Raw genomic sequence first — 21138 nt, forward strand, 5'->3', positions numbered from 1 at the left:
GTGGTCGCCACCCTGCGTGTCGTGCTCGACCAACTCGTCGCACCCACCGAGCCCGAGATCGCCGAGGCGTCGCGCGAACTCGCCCGGGCGCTCGTGCTCGGTGCGCCCTCCGGGTGCGAGGTCGAGGCGATCGCCCCCGCTGGTGGGCCGGACGGGGCTCTGGACGCGGTGCCGGGTCTGGTCGGCGTGCGTCGCACGGCGCTGCCCCGGCGCGAGCTCGCGGCCGCACTGCAGCTGGGCGTCGGCACGGGGATCGGCGGGGGCATGATCCACTCGCCGTCGCTCTTCGCGCCGCTCGTGCGCCATGATCGGGTGCACGACCACGACCAGACCGCGGTGACCGTGTGGGACCTCCGCCCTTGGGAGTCGCCCACCGAGCTGCCCCGCGCCGTCGTGGCCTGGCACAAGGCGATGCTGAAGCGCGCGGTCAAGCACGCCGACGCTGTGGTGGTGCCGACTCACTCGCTGGCGGCGCGGCTGCTCGAGATCGCGCCACTGGGCGACCGCGTGCGGGTCATCGCCGGCGCGTCGCCGCTGACGTTCTCGGTGCCGGTGGATGAAGTGGGCCGTCGCCGCGAGCTGGGGCTGCCCGAGGGGTTCATCCTTTTGGCGGGCGGGCCGCTCGGCTCAGAGGGGCTGGATGCCGGACTCGCCGCGGTCGCGGCATCCGGTGTCGACCTCCCCATCGTGGTGATCGACGTCGAAGAGGGCCACGAGCCCGCGGTGGCCGATCTCGCGTCAGCTGCCGGAATCCCGGAACGCGTGCTGCACGTGCGCGGCGTGCTGTCAGCGATCGATCGTGCCGCGGTGTTCGGCGCGGCCGTCGCCTTCGTCGCTCCATCGCGTCGCGCGGCGTTCCCGTGGCGTGTCGTCGACGCCCTGACGCTCGGCGTGCCGGTGGTAGCGGCGGCGTCGACGGTGCACGACGAGGTCGTGTTCGACGGGGGAGTGCTGGTGCCTTCGTCGAGTGTGGCGGAGCTCTCGGAAGGGCTCGGTGCGGCTCTGGCTTCGGGACTCGGCTCCACCGCGGCGGCGGAGCGGCTCGGTGTGCTCGCGGGGGATCGCGGGCGGGCGTTCTCGTGGCGCGAGGCCGCCGACAAGGTGTGGATGCTGCACGCCGAGCTGTGACGGCGGCTCGATAACCGCGCAGATCGGGCTATTCCTTCGGCGAGGCGCCGCGTTAGCATGTGTCCCATGCGTCACACTGTTCACGTGGCTGCAGGTTACAGGGGGGAACGTCGCGCGCCTGCGCGACGCCGAGTCGGTGTCGCCGCGACGGTGTTGAGCCTGATCGCGGCCCTGCTCTTTGCGCCGGGGGTGGCGTCGGCAAGTCAGGTGGCGATAGAGAGTCCGCCCGCGGTTGCTGCAGGCGGGGTCCCCAGCGGGGTTGTGAAGACGGCGGACCTCTCACAGTTCCAGGCCGGGTACATCATCAGCGATGCGAAGTTCTTCGATCGTTCGACGATGGGCGAGGCGCAGATCCAGCAGTTCCTCCAGTCGAAGGTTCCGAGCTGTCAATCCGGTCATGTGTGCCTGAAGGACTGGTACGACACGTCGCGCGCGACTAGCGCCGACGCCATGTGCGGTGCCTACCCGGGCGGAATGCGTGAGCGCGCCTCGACGATCATCTACAAGGTTGCGCAGGCATGCGGCATCAACCCGCAGGCGATCCTCGTGATGCTGCAGAAGGAACAGGGGCTGGTCACGCACACTTGGCCGTCCGATTGGCGCTACACGATCGCGATGGGGCAGGGCTGCCCTGACACCGCAGCGTGCGACACCAGGTACTACGGCTTCTTCAACCAGGTGTACGGCGCAGCGTGGCAGCTGAAGCGGTACGCCAACCCGCCAGGGACTAGTCAGTACTTCACGTGGTACGCGCCGGGCAAGACATGGAACGTGCGCTGGAACCCCGATGCCGCGTGTGGTTCGTCCCCCGTCTACATTCAGAACCAGGCCACGGCGAACCTCTACTACTACACGCCCTATCAGCCCAACGCCGCAGCGCTGCGTGCGGGCTACGGCGAGGGCGACGCGTGCTCGAGCTACGGCAACCGGAACTTCTTCCAGTACTTCACGGACTGGTTCGGCTCGACGACGGGCGGCGGTAATCCGTTCGGCAATGTCGAGTCCATGATGGGCGACTCCGGCTCCATCCGCGTGACGGGTTGGGCCGCGGACCCCGATACCACCAGCCCTATCGAGGTGCACATCTACGTCGGGTCGGTCGGTACCGCGTTCGTGGCCGCCGACGAACGTCCAGACGTAGGGGCCGCCTATCCGGCCGTGGGCTCCAAGCATGGTTTCAACGTCCGGGTCAAGGTACCCGCTGCCGGCACGCACACGGTGTGTGCCTACGCCATCAACGCGGGCGCGGGAACGAATAAGCTGCTGTCGTGCGGCACCGTCTCCGTGACCGGCCCCATCGACGGAGGCAGCGCCCCGATCGGTTACCTGGAATCGCTGACCGTGTCGGGCACAACGGCTACTGCCTCCGGCTGGGCCATCGACCCCGATACCGCTTCGCCAATCAAGGTACGACTCACGGTCGGTGGCTCCACCACCGAGGTGACCGCTGATCGCACCCGACCCGACGTGGGAGCTTCATATCCTTCCGCCGGCTCCAACCACGGGTTCTCAGCACAAGTCTCGTTGCCGACCGGCACCTCGACGATGTGTGCGGTCGCCGTGAACACGGCCGTCATCGGCGGCAACACCGACATCGGCTGTCGTACTGTGACGGTGGCTGCGCCGACCCCTGCGGTCAACAAGGCGCCGTTCGGCAACTTCGAGTCGGTGGGTGTGTCATCGGGGAACCTGACGATCGCTGGTTGGGCGATCGACCCGAATGTCACTGGACCGATCCAGGTGCACGTCTACGTGGACGGGGTGGGCAAGGGTTACACAGCGGACGTGTCGCGTCCGGATGTCGGAGCGGCGTATCCCGGATACGGCGACCGGCACGGGTTCGTCGTCCAGACGTCGGCCTCTCCCGGCTCGCATTACGTGTGCGTGTACGCGATCGATGACGCGGGCGGCTCCAATCCGACGCTGGGTTGCCGTACGGTGACGGTGGCCGCACCGACCCCCGCGGTCAACAAGGCTCCGTTCGGCAACTTCGAGTCGGTGGGTGTGTCGTCGGCGAACCTGACGATCGCTGGTTGGGCGATCGACCCGAATGTCACGGGACCGATCCAGGTGCACGTCTACGTGGACGGGGTGGGCAAGGGTTACACAGCGGACGTGTCGCGTCCGGATGTCGGAGCGGCGTATCCCGGATACGGCGACCGGCACGGGTTCGTCGTCCAGACGTCGGCCTCTCCCGGCTCGCACTACGTGTGCGTGTACGCGATCGATGACGCGGGCGGCTCCAATCCGACGCTGGGTTGCCGTACGGTTACGGTGACCGCACCGACCCCCGCGGTCAACAAGGCGCCGTTCGGCAACTTCGAATGGGTCTCGACTTCGGCGGGCGCGCTCACCGCGTCAGGATGGGCGATCGATCCCGATACGACGAACCCCGTCGCCGTCCACGTATATGTCGACGGCGTCGGCCGGGAGTTCATCGCCAATCTCGCACGTCCCGATGTCGCGAGCGTGTATCCGGCCTCGGGCAGCGCGCATGGATTCGTGGCCTCGATCCCGGCTTCCGCCGGCTCCCACAGGGTGTGCGTCTACGCCATCGACACCGCGGGCGGGTCCAACCCGGCTCTCGGCTGTCGCGACGTGACCGTGCCCTAGGTTCGATCCGCCGGCGCAGGTTCCTGATTCCCGGGGGATTCGCTGATCCGGCGCCGGGTGCCTGCCAGGACGCCCCCGCGCAGCGGTCGGCCTCCCGGCAGACGGGCGGTCAGCGGATCAGTTCGCGTCTCAGCGTGTCCAGTGCGTCTGCGGGCTCGAACCCCGTCGCGCGGATCTTCTGGAGGTCGAGCACGCTGTTACGTGGGCGCGGGGCGACCGGCGCCGTGGCGGCGGCGAAGTAGTCATCGGTGCTCACGCCGGTCACCCGCGATGCATCGTGCCCGGTGAGCGTGAAGACTTCTCTGGCGATCTCAGCCCACGTCAGCGGCTGTCCGCCACCCGTGAGGTTGTAGGTGCCGAAAGCTGCTTCCGAGTCGATCAGGTGCGCGATCCCGCGCGCGATCTCAGAGGTGAACGTCAGCCGTCCGCGTTGATCGTCGACGACACTCGGGTCGACACCCCGTTCCGCGAGTGACGCCATCGTGCCGACGAAGTTCTTGCCCTCGCCGATCACCCAGCTCGTACGGACGATGTAATGGCGCGGCGCGGTCGCAGCCGCCGCGTCACCGGCGGCCTTGGTCTGCCCGTAGACACCGAGCGGAGCCACCGGCTCGGCTTCGTTGTACGGTGCATCCTTCGTCCCATCGAAGACGTAGTCACTCGAAAGGTGGACGAGCGTGATCCCGTTCGCAGCCGCGATCCGTGCGAGCGCGCCGACGGCGGTGGCGTTGGCCGCCCACGCGTCGCGACGCCCGGCCGGAGTCTCGGCGACATCGACCGCCGTGTACGCCGCGGCGTTGATGATGACGCCGTAGTCGCGCCAACGCCGAGCCGACTCGAGATCTGGCGCCGTGAGATCCAGGTCGGCTCGCGTCGCGTATTCCACGTGATCCGCGCCTGCGTACTCCGCGCGCAGGGCGCGTCCGAGTTGTCCGGCGGCGCCCACCACGAGGATCTTCCGCGGCGGGATGGGCGTGACGACGGCGAGGCGCGGGTGTGCGCGGTCCTTCGCCGAGATCTCGACCTCCGACAGGGGGATGGGCCAGTCGATCGCGGCCGTCTCATCGGCGAGGTTGAGGAAGGCGTACTCGGCGTCGGGCGACCAGTGGTCGTTCACCAGGTATGTGTACGCTGTGTCGGCCTCGAGCGTCTGGTACGAGTTGCCGACACCACGAGGGACGAAGATCGCTCGTGACGGATCGAGCTCGGCGGTGAAGACAGCCCCGAAGGTGGCGCCCTCACGCAGGTCTACCCAGGCGCCGAAGATGCGGCCTGTGGCGACCGACACCCACTTGTCCCAGGGTTCTGCATGGATTCCGCGCGTGGTCCCCGCGGCGTCGTTGAAAGAGATGTTGTTCTGCACCGGTCCGAAGTCGGGGAGCCCAAGAGCGGTCATCTTCTCACGCTGCCAGTTCTCCTTGAACCACCCGCGCGAGTCCCCGTGCACCGGAAGATCGAACACGACCAGGCCCGGGATGTTCGTCTCCGTGCGCACGAGGCCCTTACCGAATTCGGTCATCACTGGCCCTTCGACGCGTAGAACGCTTCGACGCCGTCTTTCGCCGACGCCCACCAGTCCTCGTTGTCGCGGTACCACGCGATGGTCGCTGCGAGCCCCGCCTCGAAATCGCCGTAGGCCGGGCGCCAGCCGAGCTCCGTCCGCAGCTTGCCCGAGTCGATGGCGTACCTGAGGTCGTGGCCGGCACGGTCGGTGACATGGTCGTACGCGTCCCTGGGCTGCCCCATCTGTTCGAGGATGAGCTCGACGACGTCCTTGTTGTTCTTCTCACCGTCCGCACCGATGAGGTATGTCTCGCCGAGTCGACCGTGTTCGAGAATGGTCAGCACTGCGGACGAATGGTCGTCGGCGTGGATCCAATCGCGGACGTTCTCGCCGGCACCGTAGAGCTTCGGACGGATGCCGCGGATCACGTTCGTGATCTGGCGCGGGATGAACTTCTCCACGTGCTGGTACGGGCCGTAGTTGTTGGAGCAGTTCGAGATCGTCGCCCGGACTCCGAACGATCGCACCCAGGCCCGCACGAGCAGGTCACTGCCGGCCTTGGTCGACGAGTACGGCGAGGAGGGGTTGTAGGGGGTCTGCTCGGTGAAGCGCGCCGGGTCATCGAGTTCCAGGTCGCCGTAGACCTCGTCTGTCGAGATGTGGTGGAAGCGGCGGTCGTGCTTGCGTGCGGCCTCCAGCAGCGTGTAGGTGCCGATGATGTTCGTGTCGAGGAATGGGCGCGGCTCGTGCAGTGAATTGTCGTTGTGCGACTCGGCCGCGTAGTGCACCACGGCGTCCACACCCGAGAAGAGATCATCGACGAGCGCCGCGTCGGCGATGTCGCCCTGGACGAACGTGAAACGGTCGGCTGGAAGTCCGTCGAGAGACGCGAGGTTGCCGGCATACGTCAGCTTGTCGAGGACGGTGACGTGGTCATCGGTGTGCTCGAGGACGTGGTGGACGAAGTTCGAGCCGATGAAACCGGCACCGCCAGTGACCAGGAGTCTGCGCATCGGTCCAGGATACCGGGCAGCGCCACGCGCCCAGGTTTGGTGCTCCTCGGCGCATGCCGGAGACTAGAGGCATGCGTGGCATCATCCTGGCAGGCGGCACGGGCTCGCGGTTGCACCCGATCACCCTCGGAATCTCGAAGCAGCTCGTGCCCGTGTACGACAAGCCGATGATCTACTACCCGCTGTCGACGCTGATCCTGGCGGGCATCCGCGACATCCTCATCATCACCACACCGCAGGACTCGGATCAATTCCAGCGGCTGCTCGGTGACGGCGCCCGCTTCGGCGTCTCGATCACCTACAAGACGCAGCCCTCACCCGACGGGCTCGCGCAGGCGTTCATCCTGGGCGAGGAGCACATCGGGGGCGATTCGGCCGCCCTGGTGCTCGGCGACAACATCTTCTACGGGCAGGGAATGGGCACGCGCCTTCGGCAGTACACTGACCTGTCGGGCGGCGTGGTGTTCGGCTACTGGGTCGACGATCCCACCGCCTATGGAGTGGTCGAGTTCGACGCCGCTGGGAGCGTGGTCTCGCTCGAGGAGAAGCCGATCGATCCGAAGAGCAACTACGCCGTCCCCGGCCTCTACTTCTACGACAACGACGTCGTCGAGATTGCGAAGAATCTGACCCCTTCGCCGCGTGGGGAGCTCGAGATCACCGATGTCAACAAGGCCTACCTGGAGCGAGGTGACCTGAAGGTCGAACTCCTTCCGCGGGGGACGGCGTGGCTCGACACCGGCACGTTCGACTCTCTCAGCGAGGCCACCGACTTCATCCGCACGGTGGAGAAGCGCCAGGGGCTTTCGATCGGATGCCCGGAAGAGGTCGCGTGGCGCATGGGCTTCCTGACCGACGAAGACCTTCGCGAGCGTGCTGAGCCGTTGGTGAAGAGCGGGTACGGCGCCTACCTCCTCAAAGCGCTGCAGCAGGGCCTGAACTGAGCGGCTCCGGGCGACTCATGAGCGACGTCGACGTGCGCGCCGGACAAGACGCCGACGCGGCAACAAACGATCGCCGACTCATCGTCTACGCCGTGTCCCGGACGGACCGCCGAATCGACGACTTCGTGATGCACGCGCTGGCAGCGTTGCGCCCGCATGGCGAACGCGTGGTGGTGATCGTCCCGGCCGGCACTCCCGAGATCGAGATCGAGCGTCTGCGCAGCCTCGTCGACGACGTCTTCTCGGTCCCCGCAAGCGGATTCGACCCGGCCGGCTACGCGCTCGCGGTGGACGCCGAGGCTGATATCGAACGCTATGACGAGGTGGTTCTCACTGGAGACGCCTGGTTCGGACCCGTTTCCGACTTCGGCCCTGTGCTCGAACGGATGGCCGGCGAAGCGACGACGGTGTGGGCGATGGTCGAGAACTCGGGGAGTGGCCCCGAGACATTCCCCGACGCCGGAGTCACTCCGTCGTCGCTGCCCTGGGCCTGGACCGCGCTGCGGCGGGACGCCTTCGCCTCCGGTGCATGGCGACGTTATTGGGACGGGCGCGGACGCGGCGCCGGCGCCGCGGAGGAGACAGCCTTCCTGCGTCACTTCGCGCCGGGCGACGCGAGCGTGTCGTTCGCGTTTCCGGCGGATCAATATCCCAGCACGAACCCGGCGCTCTTCACACCGAGCCTGCTGCTGGACGACGGATGCCCATTCGTCTTGCGCACGGTGTTCCTGCAGTACCCTCCCTACCTCGACCGGTTCGCGGTCATCGGTCGTGAGCTCTTGCAGCACGTCGACGAACTGGGCTTCCCGCTCGCCCTCGTGTGGCAGAACCTCGCGCGGACGGTTCAGCCGAAGGCGCTGTACGCGATCGCCGGAATGCTCGAAGTGCTGCCCGACACAGATGTGGCATACGACCGCGCGTCACCGTTCCGCATTGCCGCCATCGTCCACGTCAGCGACCTGGATTCGGTCCAGGACCTCTTCTCGCGCCTCGGCTACATCCCGTCCCCCTATCACCTGTACGTCACGACCACCGACGGAAAGCGGGCAGAGAAGCTCCAGCGCATGCTGGAGCGCCGTGACGACCCGCAGCTGGCTTCGTTCGACGTCCGCGTGACGCCTGCCAACCGTGGTCGCGACATGAGCGACCTCTTCGTCGGATGCCGCGACGTCCTGCTCAGCGGGAACTTCGACCTGATCGTCAAGGTGCACGCTCGTCGCACTCGCGACAAGACGGTGAACGTCCGCCGATACTTCCGCCGCTATCAGTACGACAATCTCCTGCACAGCCCGGGTTACGTCGCGAATCTGCTCGCGCTGTTCCAGAAGGAGCCTGGACTAGGCGTGGTGTTCCCGCCGATGATGCACATCGGCTACTCGATGATGGGGCACGCGTGGGGTGGCCTCCGTGAGCCGGCAGAGGATCTCGGGCGCAGCCTGGGGATCACCGTCCCGTTCGACGCGGTCTCTCCACTCGCGCCATTCGGCGGGATGTGGATCGGCCGGCCGGAAGCGCTGCTTCCGCTGATGGGCAAGCGGTGGATGTTCCGTGACTACGGCAAGCGCACCGGTCAGACGTACCGCGATCTCGCCCGCGTGCAGGAACGACTTGTCGCGTATGCGGGAGCAGAACTGGGTTATCACGCGCGGACGGTGCTCACGAGGGAGCACGCCTCCATCAGTCATACGATCCTCGAGTCGAAGATCGACAATCTGTTCTCCACCACCCGCGGCTGGCCCGTCGAGCAGATCGCCCTCATGCAGCGTGCCGGGGATGCCGGACACATGGGGACGGTCGCGCTCGCACGCATGTACATCCGTGTGAACCACCGTCGGCTCTCGCGTCTCACGATGCCGTTGTTCGAAGCGGCGCTGCGGACAGTGGTCATCCTGAAGTACATGCGTCGAGGCGTGGGCATCCTCACCTCGGTCATGAGAGGCCGCGCACCGGAGAGTCGGCGATGAAGACCGCAGAACTGATCACCTTTCCGACCAAGGACGCGAACGAGTTCCCTCCTGACGGTCGCCGGCTGCTCATCTACGTCGTGTACGACGTGCGCGGCGATGTGGAGGAGTACATCCCCTACGCGCTCACACGGCTGCGTGAGCACTGCGCGCGGATCATGGTCGTCGTCAACGGCGCGTTGACCGAGACCGGGAGATCTCGGCTCGCACCGCTTGCGGACGAGATCATCGTCCGCGAGAACCGTGGCTACGACATCTGGGGATACAAGGCAGGGCTGGATGCCGCAGGCGATGCCATCGCGGAATACGACGAGGTCCTCCTGGCGAACGACACCTGGTTCGGTCCGGTGCGCCCCTTCGGACCCTTGTTCGATCGAATGGATCGCAGCCCCCTCCATTTCTGGGGAATGACCGATCATGTACGCGTCGAACCGAACCCGTTCACACAGACGGGGTATCTGCCGTACCACCTGCAGTCGTACTGGCTGGCGGTGCGGCGCGACATGTTCCTGTCGGAGGACTGGATCGCGTATTGGCGCGACCTTCCGCAGATGGACACCTATGCTGACGCGGTCGTCAAGCACGAAGGCATCTTCACCGAGCATTTCACCGACCTGGGTTACGTCGGCGAGGTGGCCTTCCCGACACTCACCGACAAGGTTGAGAACCATGCGGTGCTCTACGCCGAGCAGCTCATCCGCGCAGGGTGCCCGACACTGAAGCGACGCCCCTTCTTCCAATGGCCACCGTACCTCGACCACCTTGCGGTCATCGGTCGTTGGACGCTTGAGGCGGTCAGGGAGCTCGGCTACCCCGTCGAGCTGATCTACTCCGACCTCGCGCGCAATGTCGAGCCGCGCACTCTCAACGCCGATGCCGCGATGCTCGAGGTGCTGCCCGACGTCGAGCTCGAGTACGATCCGACCATCCCCCTTCGGACCCTTGTCGTCGTTCACGTGTTCTACCCCGAGATGACGGATGAGATTCTCGACCGCGTCGACTTCTTGCCTGGCTCATACGACCTCGTCGTCACGACTCCGGATGAGGGGAGGGCGGTACGGATCCGCGAGACGATCGCGACTCGAACGCCACGCGGTTCCGCCGAGGTGCGTGTCGTGGCATCGAACAACGGACGGGATCAGTCCGCCTTCCTGATCGGATGCCGCGACCTGCTACTGGGCGACGGCTATGACCTCGTGGTGAAACTGCACTCCAAGAAGACACCGCAGGATGCCCACAACGTCGGCACGCACTTCAAACGGCAACAGTTCACCAATCTGCTGAATAGCCCCGGATACGCCGCGAACCTCGTGGGACTGTTCCAGCGCGAGCAAGGCCTCGGGCTGGTGTTCCCGCCGACCATCCACCTCGGCTATCCGAGCCTCGGCCACGGCTGGTGGGCGAACAAACCCGCGTTCGAGGCCCTCGCCGGTGAACTCGACATCCGCGTTCCGGTCGATGAGGTCTCACCCCTTGCGCCGTTCGGGTCGATGTTCTTCGCTCGCCCCGCCGCTCTGCGCCTCCTCGTCGAACACGAGTGGACGTACGACCAGTTCGGAGGAGCGGAGGCATACCAGGACGGGGGGCTGGCGCACGTGCTGGAGCGGATGCCGGTCTATGCGGCCGGGGAGCTCGGTTTCCACAGCCGCACCGTCGCCAACACTGCGTACATCGCCTCGAGCTACGCAGCACTCGACTACAACCTCGATCAATTCTCGAGCACGCTGCGAGACAGCACGATGGAGCAGATCCAGTTGCTGAAGGCTGCCGGGCCGGTCGAGTACGGAACCCTGACGGATTTCGCGCGTATGTACGCTCGGCTGCATCGGCCGGGTTCGGAGTCGAGTCTGGTGGCGGCCGCTCACCGGATCCTGCGCGTCCGGAGCCTGATCGGTCGCGCCCGTTCCGCCGTCGTGCGGCGCCTGCCTCGCCGCTGAACAGCGCTCCGCCGGCGCACCGTTAGGATTGACCAGTTATGCCCGATTTCACCCCTGTAGCCGAAGAGCGCTTCACGCGCCTGGGCGGACTGCCCATGCGAAGCGTCGGTGCGCTCGGCTCGGGACTGGACGGTTTCGTCCGCCCGGTGCGCGAGATCTTCGCTCACCGGGAGATGCTGGGTCTGCTGGTCAGACGTGATCTGAAGGCCCGGTATAAGGACTCCGCCCTCGGATTCTTGTGGGCCCTCGCCCGACCGCTTGTACAGCTGGCGATCTATTACGTCGTCCTCGGTCATTTCCTGGGCGCCGCGCGGGGCATCCCGGACTTCGCTGTCTATGTCTTCGCCGGCCTCACAGCGATGGGCCTCTTCCAAGAGATCGCCGTCGGTGGCACCGGTTCCATCATCGCCAACGCGGGGCTCGTCAAGAAGGTCTACATGCCGCGGGAGGTCTTCCCGCTCGCAAGCGCCGGCTCCGCGTTGTTCAACTTCGGCGTACAGCTGGTCGTGCTCTTCCTCGCAACTCTGCTGGTGGGCAAGCCTCCGTTCACGCTCGATTTCTTCTACGCTCTCCCGTCGCTCGGCGTCCTTCTGGTCTATGGTCTGGCGTTCGCCCTGATCTTCTCGGCGTTCAACGTCTACCTTCGGGACATTCAGTACCTCGTCGAAGTGGCGACGCTGCTCCTCTTCTGGATGTCTCCAGTCGTCTATTCCTGGCAGATGGTCGCATCGATCATCACGAACCCGATTCTGCTCGACATCTATACGAACAATCCGCTGACACTGGCAGTGCTGGGATTCCAACGCGCCTTCTGGGTCGCGGGCGACGATCTGGAGCAGCCGGCCAACCTGCTTCTCCGCCTGGTCATCGCGCTCGTCATCGGACTGGGTCTTCTGCTTGTCAGCCACCGCGTCTTCCTGCGTCTGCAGGGCGACTTCGCCCAGGAGCTGTGAGCATGTCCCCCGATCCCGCAACATCCTCGTCATCGGCCGCGCGCCCCGAGGTCGTTCGCATCTCCAACGTCTCCAAGCGTTTCACCGTACGCAAGGACTCCTCGCTCAAGGAGCGGATCATCACGCTGGGCCGAGCCGGCCGCGCGCACAAGCAGGACTTCTGGGCTCTCAGCGATGTCAGCCTCGATATCCGAGCGGGCAACACGATCGGTCTGATCGGTCACAACGGGTCCGGCAAGAGCACGCTGCTCAAGGTGATCGGCGGCATCATCCAGCCGACGTCGGGCAGTGTCGAGCAACGAGGGCGGATCGCCGCGCTGCTCGAACTCGGGGCCGGGTTCCACCCTGACCTCACAGGCCGAGAGAATGTCTTCCTCAACGCCTCAGTGCTCGGGTTGAGCTCCGAGGAGACGGCCGCGCAGTTCGATGCCATCTTGGAGTTCTCAGGCGTCGGCGAATTCATCGACACGCAGATCAAGTTCTATTCATCGGGCATGTACGTGCGACTTGCGTTCGCGATCGCCGTCCACACCGACCCCGACATCCTGCTCGTCGACGAGGTCCTCGCCGTCGGTGACGAGCAGTTCCAGCGCAAGTGTCTCGACAAGATCAGCGAGTTCCAGTCCGAGGGGCGCACGATCATCATCGTCAGCCACGCTCTGGACCAGATCGCCGCTCTCTGCGACCGGGTCATCGTCATGAATCGCGGCCAGATGGTGTTCGACGGCATCCCGGTCACGGCGATCGAGCGCTTCCGCGAACTGCTGGCGAACAACGCCGTCGGTCAAGCCCGCCCCGATGAGATCAGCACTGCGATGGCGATCCAGGGCATCGACATCGTCGGAGCCGACGGGGTGGACTGCGATACCCTCGCTGTCGGTGAATCCTTCGCCATGCGTGTGCGTGTCAAGTCCTATCTGCCCATCGATCAGTGGGCGATCGGGTTCAGCATCGACACCGCCATGGGACAGATGGCCCTTGCCTCCAACACAGATCTCCTGCAGCTGCGCCTGGCGCCGCTCGACGGCGAGACGTCGGTCGAGATCGCGGTGGAGGGTGCGCAGCTCAGCCCTGGTCGGTACGTGGTCAACGCCAACGTCTCGGGCATCAGCGTCGACGCCTCTCACTCGCTCATGCAAGGCGCCGAGTTCACCGTCGAAGGCCTTCCGACGACGATCGGTCCGGTTGCGGCGGCGATCCGTATCGACGAGAAGTAGCCGCCGGATGCCACAGGGCTCGCGGAGCGTTCAGCGCCTTCTGTTCCCGCAACCAGGCGATGAGGCGGCCCACGAGCTCTACGTCCGCGCAGAGTCGGACGCGGTGTCATGGGACCGCTTCAGCCTCACCGTCGCGCCGGGAGCGACGGCATCCCTCGCGACGTACTTCGGCGCGTTTCCCGCAGGGTACTGGAACGCCCATACCGACATCGAGCGGATCACTGTCGTCGGCGAGTTCGACGGCGCCGCGATCGTCAGGGTATGCGCGGCTGACGAGGAAGACGGGCGGCGTGTGCTGGCGACGGTTCCCGCGGACGGTGCGTTCTCGTGGGACATCCGCATCGGCGACGGCGCGTGGTTCTGGCTCGAGGTGGAGGCCGGCAGTGAAGGCACCACGTTCCGCGATGGTGCGTGGCTTGCGCCCGATGCGAAGACCGCGACGGCGACGGTCTGCATCACCACCCACAATCGCGGAATCGATTGCGTAGGCGTCCTCGAGCGCCTCGCCGCTGACGGCCTGGTGCGCGAACAGCTGGTGCGCGTCATCGTGGTGGATCAGGGAGATCGTCCTGTGCGCGAAGTCCCGGGTTTCGACCGGGCCGCGGCGGCGCTCGAGGGACGATTGAAGCTGATCGAGCAACGTAACCTCGGCGGTTCCGGCGGATTCAGCCGTGGAATGGTCGAATCGCTCCAAGAGCGGGCTGACCACGCATTGCTCCTCGACGACGATGTGCTGCTCGAGCCGGACTCTGTCCTACGCATGCTGGCGTTCGCCGCTCGCACGACGCGCGAGACCATCGTGGGTGCCCACATGCTCAGCCTGCTCGAGCGAACGGTTCTCCATTCCGTCGGTGAGCGTGTTGATCGGCGCGGCTTCTGGTGGACCTCCGTGGAGCCCGCCCTGGCGCCGGTCGATCTCGCCGTCGCGACGATCGAATCCACACCGGGGCTGCGTCGTCTGCACCACGTCGACTTCAACGGCTGGTGGATGTGCCTGGTGCCCCTCGGCCTCGTCCGCCGGGTCGGAGCTTCGCTGCCGCTCTTCATAAAGTGGGACGACGCCGAGTTCGGGCTGAGGGCTGCGGCGGCCGGCGCGCCGACCGTGACTCTTCCCGGTGCCGCGCTCTGGCACATGCCATGGACCGGGAAGGACGACGGGCTCGACTGGCAAGCGTATTTCCAGCTGCGCAACCGCCTCGTCGTCGCGCTAGTGCATTCCGCCTCGGCGAGGGGCGGCGGCGTACTGTCTGCGTCATTCGCGCAAGACGTGAACCATCTGCTGTGCATGCAGTACGGCTCGGCGGCGGCGCGTCGCGTGGCGCTGCGAGATGTCCTCGACGGCCCCGCCCACCTTCCTCGGACGATCCAAAGGCGCACGACTGACATGCGCGTTCTCATGGCTCGCGCGGGACAGTCCGTGGTGCCCGAAGCCCAGCTTCCGGCTGAACGTGGCGGACCGGTCCCGGCAGCCCCGGCCGGACGTGTCGAAGCGGTCCGGCGACTCCTCCGCGTGGCCGTCCATCAGTTCAGGCGGTCGCGCGCAGCGAACGTGTCGCTGGTCGATGCTGCACTCCCGCGCGCGGAGGGCAAGTGGTGGGTGCTGGGTCTCCTCGACAGCGCCACCGTGGCCAGCGCGACGGGAACGGGTGCTTTCGTCGCCCGTCGTGACCGTCGCGTCGCATCGCGTCTGCTGTGGGATGCGGTCGGTCTCCGTGCGCGTCTATGGGTACGGTGGCCGCGTTTGGCGCGAACGTACCGCGCGGCCGTTGCCGAACTCGCCTCGCCCGCGGCGTGGCACGATCTGTTCGATGGGCCCGTGGACGGTCGCGGGGGTCGCACCCCGTAGCCGGAGTCCGGCGGCGCCGATTCGCGACAGTCGTCACGGGCGCCTATGCTTCAGGCAACCCGAGCAACGGAGCAACGGCCTATGGAAGTGTCCCTCGAGATGAAGGGAGCCGAGCTGGATCACGAGACTCCGCCTTTCTGGCTCCGCCCAGCGTCGTATTGGCTTCCGGTTCATTACCCCGACTCCGCGTGGATCACACACGCCCCGTTCGCAGCTTGGCTGGTAGACGTGCTGCGACCACGCGACATCGTGGAGCTCGGTACGCACTACGGCTACTCCTGCTTCGCGTTCGCGGAGGCAGTGAAACGGCTCGGCCTGAACACCACGATCAGCGCACTCGACAGCTGGGAGGGCGATGATCACGCCGGCCACTATGGGCACGAGGTGTACGACTACGTCAGCGGCGTCGCGCAGCGGGATTACCCCGACACCGTCAGGCTGATTCCAGGCTGGTTCGCGCAATCACGGCACCTGTTCCAGGATGCCTCGGTGGATGTTCTGCACGTCGACGGGCGCCACGGATACGAGGATGCTCGCGCCGACTACACCGAGTGGCGCAGCGCAGTCCGGGACGGTGGAGTGATCCTCTTCCACGACATCGCCGAACGCGAGAACGGCTTCGGGGTATGGCGGCTCTGGGACGAAGTCGCCGATCCGACGCGCTCCTTCGCTTTCGAGCACGGTCACGGACTGGGCGTGTTGGCGGTCGGGGAAGTGGAGCACGAGCCGCTGCGGGCACTGTTCGACGCCGACGAGGCGACAGCTGCTCTGGTCCGCGCGGACGCCGAGCGCCTCGGGCAGGTTGTGGCCCGACAGGCGTGGCTCGAGAGCGTCGTGGAAGACGCGGAACGCGCCTGGGCGGAAGTGCGGCTGCGAGCCGTGCACGAAGACGAGCTGCAGTCGCAGATCGACGCGCTGAAGGACAGCACCAGCTGGCGACTGACCGCGCCTCTGCGCAGCCTCGGCCGACTGCGTCGACGGCGTGGCTGAAGCGCGACGACTAGTCGCGCTGCAAGCGCTCGCGCCGGGTGAGCATCTTCCTGCGTACCAGTGCGGGTCCGCCCTGCTTCCAGTAATGGCGCACGAGCGCAAAGTCGCGACGGGGTCCCCGCGGCATCGCGAGGATCCTCTCGAACGTCGTGCCTCCCACCGCTGAGACGCGACGCAGCACGAGGTCGCGGTCGGGGGCGGGCTTGGGGTCGGTGCAGAAAGCGACGAGGGGCGCGAGCGCGCGCGACCACATGAACTCCTCGCGGACGGCCTTGAGGTTGTCCGCCGCCACGCGCCGGGCATCCTCGTCCCACACCATCTCGACGATCGCTGCTGCCAGGGCGGGCGCGTCCTGGGCGGGCACGACGCGCCCGATGCCGCGATCCCGGATCAGTGTGGCGAAGCTGTCGCCGTCGGTCGCGACGATCGGCAACTCCGCCCACAGGTAGTCAAGGATGCGTGTGCGGAAAGCAAAGCGCGTCTCAGCATGGATGAGGTGCGTGCTCACGCCGATGTCGGCGTCCAGCAGATAGTCCGCCCGGCGTTCATAATCGACCCACGCGTCGTTGAAGAACACGGTGCGATCGAGGAGCCCGAGGCGCTCAGCGGATTCGACCGTGTCGGTGAGTGCCTGCATCTCGGGTATGTCGGGATTGAAGTGTCGCGCGCTGAGGAAGAAGAGCTTTATCTCGGGGTGCTCGTCGGCCAGAAGTCCCATTGCCTCGACCAGGGTGACCGGGTCGAACCAGTTGTAGATCCCGCCGCCCCAGATCAGCACCTTGTCGTCGGTGGCGATACCTGGCACGGTTCCCTTGATGCCGTGTCGTCGCTGGACCGGTGGTTCGCCGGGCACCCCGAAGGGAACGAGCCGCAGCAGGGATTCGAAAGTCGGGTCGTCGGAATAGGTCGTCGGGTTCAGGCGACCCATCGACGACAGGCCGCCGAGCCAGAGGTTGCGCTGAGGTTCCGAGGCGCACAAGAAGCAGTCCGCCCTGGCCAGCTGCTCGTTGAGGAGCGAAACCGCCTTGGTGACCTCGTCCGCCCACTCCGCAGGGGGAGCGTATTTGTTCATCTCCAGCTGCTCCAACTGGAAGGGATCGTAGAGGTCGGCGACGACGATCTTCTGAGTCTGGGCGATGCTAGGGAAGACACGGAACGATGTGCCCTGGACGATGATGACGTCGGCCCACGCCTCATGGTCGCGCATCTGCCGGTCGTCGGCTTCTCGCACATGAACGGTGTCGAAGAGGTCTGAGGTGCGCTCGATCCGGTTCCACGAGACGATCCGCACGTCACAGGCCGCGGACAGCGCTTCAGCCATGTTCCATACGCGGATCGCCGGTCCGGCCATCCGCTCGCCGATCAGGTCGCCTGTGATGATGAGCACGCGCGTACGGCCGGTCATTGCTGGCGACATCATTGCGTGGTGCCTTCGGTGGCGACCACGTGGTCGCCGCGGACCCCGTCTTCGTGCCCGGCAAGAGCGCTCCCGCCACCGCCTGCGCGGGACTTCGCGACGGTCTCGTCAGGCCGCGAGTCCGCCACGGCGGGCGCTGATGCCGATTCGGATGGCTCTCCGCCTACAGTCGCGAATGACCGCTGCTCGTGATCGGCGACCACTTCGCCGGCGGGGAGCAGCAGCACCAGGAGTGTGAGGACGGCGGCGAAGGCAAGGCCGCCGCCCAGCCACACTACGACGGGACTCGGCGCCCATGCCCACCACCACTCGGCGTTCGCGCCGGGGTCTGCGCTGAACTGGTCGAGGCCCGTCGTGTAGCGCTGGATATTGGTGTGCAGAGCGACGATGTTCGCGACGGCCAGCGCCGCAACGGCTGCTATCGAGCGGAAGCCCCGCCATGCGCGCGCGATATCGAGACGCGCGGACGCGACACCGATGGTGATGATCATCAGCGGCATGAGGTAGCGCGGCTGGATGAGCTCGCCCACCAGCATCCGCGACTGCGCCAGCAGAACCACCGGCACGAGCCACATCGCCGCCACGCCGAGCCCGATGGCGATTCCGCGCCGCACGGATGCACGGCCGCCTCCGATGAAGAAGGAGCCCCAGAAGACGGCACCGGCCAGGACGGAAACTGCTGCGGGCATCGGGGTGTCGAGCCAGCCGAGTCCCCAGCCGCCCAGGGCGCCCATCCAGAGGCTGGGTGCCGACAGAAGGTTCGACACGTGCAGTGGCCCCGAGAGCGGCGGGCGTTCGCTGTCGAGGCCCCCGACGATCGATGCACCCTGCCAGGCGCTCAGATAGAACGCGACGCTGATCACCACGATGATCGCCGCCGCGAGCAGCGGCACCAGCGGCATCCGCTTCCGTCGCACGACGAGGAAGACCGCCAGGAGGGCGCCGAACACCGCGTAGACGGCCGAATCGGCGCGAGCGCCCCCACCCATCACCGCGCCGAGCACGGCAAGGCCGGCAAGCACCCACCTGCGGCGCCCGTCGACCTGGAACGCGCCGTACAGCGAGATCCACACCGTCGCGGCAGACAGCAGCGCCCAGGACGAGGGATTCGTCGACCCGTAGATGAACATGCCGAGAGGCACCGCGGTCGCCGCGACCGATATGACGAGCGCGGGACGAAGCCGGCGAGGCAGGGCGAAGAAGACGCCGGTGAGCAGGCCGACGGCGATCGCGCTGTTGACGAGCTTCATCACCATGACGGATGCGGCGACGTTGGTGCTGGCGAACACCGACATGGTGCCGTAGAAGAGCGGGGGGTACAGACGATCGACGTTGGCGCGCTTCACCTTCGACATGCCGTCGTCTTCGCCGTTCCAGCAATCTGCGCTCGCGCCGTTGTGGAATGCGTAGCACATCGCCGTCGTGACGGGGGTCGGCACAAATCGCTCTACGGCGTCCTCGTCGCGGTTCTCGCACAGGCCGGGCCGGTCGCCGAGTCCGCACCATACGGAGGCGAGGTGGAAGTCGTCGTCCGGCGTCGCGCCGACGGGGGACGCGACCGACCATGCGCCGAGTGACAAGAACGCCAGAAGGGGAATCAGGATCGCGAAGACGAGCTTCCGGCGAGGCGATGGGGTGCGGGCTGTCACTTGAGCATCGTACCCGCAGGCATGCCGAGGTCAGTTTTCACAGGCTCCACCCACTATTGTTCAGAAGGCGCTTCCCGGTTGAGCCGCGCCGCAGAAGGAGAGCTGGGATGCCGTCACCTGTGGGATCGCATCGGCGGATGATCTTGCTCGGAGCCTATGCCGCTCTGCTCGTCGCAGCGTGCGTGTGGCCGCTCCTCGGTGGTTCCTTGCTGCTGCTCGTCGTAGTGGTGCTCATCCCCGCGCTCCTGCTCCTCCGAGCGCGGATGTCGCTCAGCGCGAGCCTCGCACTGATGTTCGTCGCATTCGCCTGGATCGTGCTCGTGGTGATGATCGCGGCGCGCTACACCCGCATCTCCCCGCTGGTGCTGTTCCTCGTCATCGGAGTCGCCTCGGGCGCTTTCTTCGCCTTTCGGCTGTATCGCGCCGGATCGTCCTTCGGGCGCATCGACGGATCCGAGCTCGGCTTCGCGGCCTTCGGTGGCCTCGTCTGGTGCGGGGTTCTTCTCGCTGCGGCCGTGATTCCCGGTGGCACCCCGCTGGCGTGGGCGATGTCAGGTGACGCCGCCAACAACGTGCTCTTCGCCCGCGAGCTTCTGCAAGCCGGCGGGGTGACACTGGGAAGCGGAAACCCGGTGCCGCTTACGGCCGCCCTCGTCGCCTTCTTCACACTGCCAGCTGCGCTCGGCGGCGCACCCTCCGCGGGCGCCCAGATCATCGCGCTCGCGGAGATGTGGTCGTTCGCGATCGTCGCGGCTTGCGTCCTGTGCGGCGCGTTCGCTCTCGCCATCTCGCGGGGACGCTCGATGATGACGCTGGTCGCGACCGCGATCACGTCGGCGGTCCCGCTCACGTGGATCATGCTGTCCGGGCCGGTGACCTTGGGCTTCGTCAATTTCCATCTCACCATCGCGCTCCTGATCGCCTCACTTATCACGCTGGTCCACGCAGATCGCGCCGTGCTGACGTCCCTCGTAACGCTCGCGCTGTCGATCGCTCTCACGCTCGCTTTGTGGGCACCGCTCGCGGGCATCCCCGGGGTTGCGTTCCTCGTTCTGTTGATCGTGCAGCGCAGAGCGGTGTTCGCCCTTCGACGGGGCAGGCTGCTGCTGGCCATCGCCGCCGTCCTCCAGCCGATCGGCGTTTTCGTGACGCTCTCTGTCCCCGCGCTGATTGGTCAGGGAGAGTTGCTCACCGAGGCCCTCGGTGCAGTCTTCGAGTTCAAGAAGGTGATCGTCCTCGTCGCGCTCCTCCTTGCGGTCGGGTTCGGACTGCTGCTTGCGCGTGCGACACGGTCGCTTGACCTGGTGTGGGTGCTGACAGCGCTGGTGGGTGGGGGTGGACTATGCCTCGGCCTACTCCTGTGGCTTCGCCGGAGCGAGCAGAATCTGTGGAGTTACTACCAATTGAAGTTCCTGTGGTTCTTCCTGGCCATGCTCCTGATCGTCGGCGTCGCTGCCGGCCTGACCTATGCGGCGGCAATCTCCGCCAAGAGTCTGCGCTCTGCATTCGCATTCATGATCGTGCTGACAGCGCTGGTGGGTGTGGGCGAGTTCGCTCGTGCGACTGTACCGACCTTCAGCAATGACCCGCAGGCGGTGAAGGACCCGCTCGCGCGGATCCTGTCTGGGGACTACTTCTCTGTCGGAGAGGACGACCGAGTCTTCGACCGAGTCGTCGAGCTGACCTCGGCGGGCGACAAGACCATGCTGTGGCAGTCGACGGACCCCGACGAGGATTGGATCATGTTCTGGGTCGTTCAACTCTCGTCGAGTGGCATCAGCGATGTCGAACTGCGGAAGTACGCCTATTACCACGACGGCCAGTCGATGGGTGATCTGTGCACGATCAGGCGACTGATGGGCGCGCCGGTCACCGTGATCACAGCGGACGAGTCGATCGTGGAGCGAGTCGAGGAGGCATGCCCCGAACTCGGCCCTGTTGTCTTCGCCCCCTGACGCTCACG

The 21138-nt window shown here is 66.3% G+C and carries 14 protein-coding genes; 10 read left to right on the forward strand and 4 right to left on the reverse strand.

Features of this window, described 5'->3' with window-relative positions:
- Together MRBLWS13_RS18425 and MRBLWS13_RS18430 are read left to right on the forward strand one after the other, a co-directional pair.
- The gene (locus tag MRBLWS13_RS18425; RefSeq protein ID WP_349426764.1) at positions 1-1128 is read left to right on the forward strand and encodes a glycosyltransferase; all 1128 of its coding nucleotides are present in this window, start codon (positions 1-3) and stop codon (positions 1126-1128) included.
- 261 nt (positions 1129-1389) lie between these two features.
- Positions 1390-3741 (forward strand): hypothetical protein, encoded by a 2352-nt coding sequence (locus MRBLWS13_RS18430; protein WP_349426765.1) that lies wholly within the window; start codon positions 1390-1392, stop codon positions 3739-3741.
- Positions 3742-3850: 109 nt separating this feature from the next.
- Here MRBLWS13_RS18430 and MRBLWS13_RS18435 read toward each other — a convergent pair whose 3' ends face one another.
- Positions 3851-5260: a bifunctional dTDP-4-dehydrorhamnose 3,5-epimerase family protein/NAD(P)-dependent oxidoreductase gene (locus tag MRBLWS13_RS18435; RefSeq protein ID WP_349426766.1), complete on the reverse strand. Its 1410-nt coding sequence runs from the start codon at positions 5258-5260 to the stop codon at positions 3851-3853.
- Positions 5260-6258, reverse strand: coding sequence for a dTDP-glucose 4,6-dehydratase (gene rfbB, locus MRBLWS13_RS18440; protein ID WP_349426767.1), 999 nt, complete (start codon positions 6256-6258; stop codon positions 5260-5262). Before rfbB ends, MRBLWS13_RS18435 begins: the two co-directional genes overlap by 1 nt.
- 71 nt (positions 6259-6329) lie before the next feature.
- On the opposite strand from rfbB, the gene rfbA reads away from it, so the two are divergent.
- The 7 genes from rfbA (at position 6330) to MRBLWS13_RS18475 (ending at position 16109) form a co-directional block, all read left to right on the forward strand.
- Complete coding sequence (gene rfbA / locus MRBLWS13_RS18445) at positions 6330-7202, forward strand: glucose-1-phosphate thymidylyltransferase RfbA (RefSeq protein WP_331906460.1); 873 nt, start codon at positions 6330-6332, stop codon at positions 7200-7202.
- A gap of 17 nt (positions 7203-7219) precedes the next feature.
- Positions 7220-9166 (forward strand): rhamnan synthesis F family protein, encoded by a 1947-nt coding sequence (locus MRBLWS13_RS18450; protein WP_349426768.1) that lies wholly within the window; start codon positions 7220-7222, stop codon positions 9164-9166.
- The gene (locus tag MRBLWS13_RS18455) at positions 9163-11103 is read left to right on the forward strand and encodes a rhamnan synthesis F family protein (RefSeq protein WP_349426769.1); all 1941 of its coding nucleotides are present in this window, start codon (positions 9163-9165) and stop codon (positions 11101-11103) included. The genes MRBLWS13_RS18450 and MRBLWS13_RS18455 overlap by 4 nt, the downstream gene beginning before the upstream one ends.
- A gap of 38 nt (positions 11104-11141) precedes the next feature.
- Positions 11142-12056 carry an ABC transporter permease gene (locus tag MRBLWS13_RS18460; RefSeq protein WP_349426770.1) on the forward strand — a complete coding sequence of 305 codons (915 nt, stop codon included), beginning with the start codon at positions 11142-11144 and terminating at the stop codon, positions 12054-12056.
- Between the two features lie 2 nt (positions 12057-12058).
- Entirely contained in the window at positions 12059-13273 is a 1215-nt protein-coding gene (locus tag MRBLWS13_RS18465) for an ABC transporter ATP-binding protein (protein ID WP_349426772.1), read from the forward strand.
- 7 nt (positions 13274-13280) lie between these two features.
- Complete coding sequence (locus tag MRBLWS13_RS18470) at positions 13281-15119, forward strand: glycosyltransferase (RefSeq protein WP_349426773.1); 1839 nt, start codon at positions 13281-13283, stop codon at positions 15117-15119.
- Positions 15120-15347: 228 nt separating this feature from the next.
- On the forward strand, positions 15348-16109 hold the full coding sequence (locus MRBLWS13_RS18475) for a class I SAM-dependent methyltransferase (RefSeq protein ID WP_349426774.1): 762 nt from the start codon (positions 15348-15350) through the stop codon (positions 16107-16109).
- 10 nt (positions 16110-16119) lie between these two features.
- On the opposite strand, the gene MRBLWS13_RS18480 is transcribed toward MRBLWS13_RS18475, so the two are convergent.
- Both MRBLWS13_RS18480 and MRBLWS13_RS18485 read right to left on the reverse strand, forming a co-directional pair.
- Positions 16120-17514, reverse strand: a complete 1395-nt coding sequence (locus tag MRBLWS13_RS18480) for a glycosyltransferase family 4 protein (protein WP_349426775.1) — start codon at positions 17512-17514, stop codon at positions 16120-16122.
- Positions 17515-17525: 11 nt separating this feature from the next.
- On the reverse strand, positions 17526-19175 hold the full coding sequence (locus MRBLWS13_RS18485; RefSeq protein WP_349426776.1) for a DUF2142 domain-containing protein: 1650 nt from the start codon (positions 19173-19175) through the stop codon (positions 17526-17528).
- On the opposite strand from MRBLWS13_RS18485, the gene MRBLWS13_RS18490 reads away from it, so the two are divergent.
- Complete coding sequence (locus MRBLWS13_RS18490; RefSeq protein WP_349426777.1) at positions 19157-21130, forward strand: hypothetical protein; 1974 nt, start codon at positions 19157-19159, stop codon at positions 21128-21130. The two genes, MRBLWS13_RS18485 and MRBLWS13_RS18490, sit on opposite strands and share 19 nt — an antisense overlap.
- Positions 21131-21138: the final 8 nt, after the last annotated feature.

Source organism: Microbacterium sp. LWS13-1.2, assembly GCF_040144835.1.
In the GTDB taxonomy this organism is placed as follows: domain Bacteria; phylum Actinomycetota; class Actinomycetes; order Actinomycetales; family Microbacteriaceae; genus Microbacterium.